Source organism: Haloparvum sedimenti (assembly GCF_001462205.1).
Taxonomy (GTDB): domain Archaea; phylum Halobacteriota; class Halobacteria; order Halobacteriales; family Haloferacaceae; genus Haloparvum; species Haloparvum sedimenti.
This window is the reverse complement of sequence record NZ_LKIR01000042.1, coordinates 47,376-50,275: the sequence shown is the minus strand read 5'-3', so window position 1 is coordinate 50,275 and position 2,900 is coordinate 47,376. Positions and strand designations below refer to the sequence as shown.

Genomic DNA, 2,900 nt, shown 5'->3' with positions numbered 1-2,900 from the left:
CAACCCCGAGGTCAAGCCCCGGGGCAGTCGCCTTGTACCGCCTGTACACTTCCACGAACCGTCGGCCTGTGCGACGGTCACGGACCTCGATCTGTCGTCACTGCACCCTCTCGACGTCTACGCGACGGCGTTCGAGGCGATCGAGGGACGCATCCGGTCGCTATGGTGACCGCCCGTCGAGGCCCGACGGGCCCGGTGCGGACGCTTATGTCGGGAGGGTCCGACGGAGGGCCATGGACGTACTGGTCTGCGGTGGCGGGATCGTCGGGCTCGCGGCCGCGTACGAACTCGCCGAGCGCGGCGCGGACGTGACGCTGTGTGAGAAGGGGTCGCTCGGGAACGGGAGCACCGCCCGCGCGGCCGGCGGCATCCGGTCGCAGTTCTCGACCCGGGTCAACGTCGCGCTCTCGCTCGCCAGCAAGCCGGTCTGGGACGCCTTCGAGGAGCGGTTCGGCGTCGACATCGGGTTTCGGAAGAACGGCTACCTGTTCCTCGCGCGGAGCGAGGCGACCGCGGAGCGGTTCCGGGAGAACGTCCGCATGCAGCGGGAGCTGGGCGCCGCGTCGGAGCTTCTGACGCCCGCCGAGGCGGCCGAGCGCTGTCCCGGACTCGATCCCGAGCCGTTCGTCGCGGCGACGTTCAACCCCGAGGACGGGGTCGCGGACCCGAACCTCGCCGTGCAGGGGTACGCCGGCGCCGCCCGGGAAGCGGGCGCCGAGATCAGGACGAAGACCGCCGTCACGGACGTGTATCGCGAGGACGACCGCGTGGTCGGCGCCGAGGTCCGCGAGGCGGGGGAGGCGGGGGGGACGGCGTCCGAGCGGCTGGCGGCCGACTACGTGGTCAACGCGGCCGGCGCGTGGGCCGGCAGGGTAGGGGAACTGGCGAACGTCGACCTGCCGATCGCTCCCCGTCGACGGCAGGTCGCGGTCGTGGAGCCGTCGACGCCCGTCCCCGAGTCCGCTCCCCTCACCATCGACCTCGAAACGGGGTCGTACTTCCGGCCGGAGCGGGACGGGGTCGCGCTCGTCGGCGGCCACTTCGCCGAGTCGGACCCCGACGCCGACCCGGACGGCTACGACGAGGGGATGGAGATCGACTGGGCCGCGGGGGCGGTCGAGCGCGCCGGCGCGTACGCCGACTACTTCGGCCCGGAGACGCGCATCAGGCGCGGCTGGGCCGGACTGTACGCCGTCACGCCGGACCACCACCCGGTCGTGGAGGAGTCGGCCCCCGGGTTCGTGACCGCCGCGGGGTTCTCGGGGCACGGGTTCCAGCACGCGCCCGCGACCGGGCGGATCGTCGCCGATCTCGTCCTCGACGGCGGGACCGACCTCGTCGACGTGTCGGGGCTCGCGCGGGACCGGTTCGAGCGCGGGGAGGCGCTCACGGAGCGGAGCGTGGCCTGACGGCGGGGACGAGTCCGTCGGGTCGCTGCCCCCGAACCACAGGATTGAGGGTCTCGCGAGGCGAACCCGGGAGCCACTGTGACTCTCGAACGCGAACGCGAGGCCGTGGTGCGTCACGCGCCGGCCCTCGCCGACCTCACGCCCGCGCGAACCGGCAACCTCAGCGTCCGCCGCGGCGACGCCTTCGCCATCACGCCGACCGGCGTCCCGTACGACTCCTTCGACGCGACCGACGTGCCGGTCGTCGGCTTCGACGGCGAGCAGAAGGACGGGAACATGACTCCCTCCAGCGAGGTGCCGATGCACACGGGCATCTACAGGCACGACGAGCCGGGCGCCATCGTCCACACCCACTCGACGTGGGCGACGACGATGGCGACGCTCCACGAGTCGCTCCCGCCGGTCCACTACATGATCGTCGCGGTCGGGCGCCGCGTCCCGCTCGCGGACTACGCGCCCTACGGCACCGAGGAACTCGCCGCCAACGTCGTCGCCGCGATGGCCGAGGCCGGCTCCTCGGCCGCGATCATCGAGAATCACGGGCTCGTCGTCACCGGGCCGGACCTGGAGACCGCACTCGAGAACACCCGCCACGTCGAAGAGCTTTGCCGGCTCTACCTGCGCGCCTCCGCGGTCGGCGAGCCGACGACGCTCACCGACGAGCAGCTCGCGACCGTCGAGGAGAAGTTCGCCTCCTACGGTCAGCCCGACCCGGAGTAACGGACGCGGAGGAGCGGCCGCGGAGGAACGGCCGCGGCGACGAGTCCCACGGCCGACCGAACTTATGAATCGACGTGGCCACCCGTATTTATGATGGCCGCGAACGGCCGGTTTTATAAATCGCTGCGGCCGCCCGCATTCATAAATGGCCGCGGCCGCCCGCATTTATGAATCGCTGTGCACGCCGACGCCACACCATCCTGCAAGTGTTCTCGGCCGCGCAATCCGTCGATTCGGACACCGGGCTGCAAGTGTTCTTCGCCGGCTGCGCGGCCAGCCCGACGCTCCAGCGTCAGGCCGGTGCGATCCACCCGACCGCGTCGCCGATCTCGAACTCTCCGTCCTCCGGGACCACGATCTCGTCGAGCGTGCCGTCGACGGGCGCGTGGAGGTCGATGCTCACCTTCTCGACCTGTATCTCGCAGACGGCCTCGCCCGCCTCGACCGGGCGGCCCTCGCGAGCGAACCAGTTGACGACGATCCCCTCCGTCTCGTCCACGTCGGCCTCCCAGTCGCCGCTCGCGCGGACCGCGACGCGGACGCCGCCGGACCCGCCGTCGGTGAGCACCGGGGCGGCCGCCGCGCCCGGTTCGCGGCGACCGCTCATCGCACCTCGCGGACGGCCCGTTCGATGTCCTCGACGCCGGGGATCACCTCGTCCTCCAGCGGTCGCGCGTACGGTATCGGCACGTCAGGGACCGCGACGCGTTCGACCGCGTCGAGGGCGTCGAGGTCCGCGTCGGCGACGCTCGCGACGATCTCGCCGGTCAG

3 protein-coding genes and 1 pseudogene are annotated in these 2,900 nt (G+C 72.0%); 2 read left to right on the top strand and 2 right to left on the bottom strand.

The window, feature by feature from the left end:
* Nucleotides 1-233: 233 nt before the first annotated feature.
* Together AN233_RS02470 and AN233_RS02465 are read left to right on the top strand one after the other, a co-directional pair.
* Complete coding sequence (locus AN233_RS02470) at nucleotides 234-1,409, top strand: NAD(P)/FAD-dependent oxidoreductase (protein ID WP_058365275.1); 1,176 nt, start codon at nucleotides 234-236, stop codon at nucleotides 1,407-1,409.
* Nucleotides 1,410-1,487: 78 nt separating this feature from the next.
* The gene (locus tag AN233_RS02465) at nucleotides 1,488-2,129 is read left to right on the top strand and encodes a class II aldolase/adducin family protein (RefSeq protein WP_058365274.1); all 642 of its coding nucleotides are present in this window, start codon (nucleotides 1,488-1,490) and stop codon (nucleotides 2,127-2,129) included.
* Nucleotides 2,130-2,421: 292 nt separating this feature from the next.
* Here AN233_RS02465 and AN233_RS02460 read toward each other — a convergent pair whose 3' ends face one another.
* Nucleotides 2,422-2,736: a lipoyl domain-containing protein gene (locus tag AN233_RS02460; protein ID WP_080508306.1), complete on the bottom strand. Its 315-nt coding sequence runs from the start codon at nucleotides 2,734-2,736 to the stop codon at nucleotides 2,422-2,424.
* Nucleotides 2,733-2,900, bottom strand: a pseudogene (locus AN233_RS18355) (alpha-ketoacid dehydrogenase subunit beta); the annotation flags it as partial. The gene AN233_RS02460 and the pseudogene AN233_RS18355, both read right to left, overlap by 4 nt.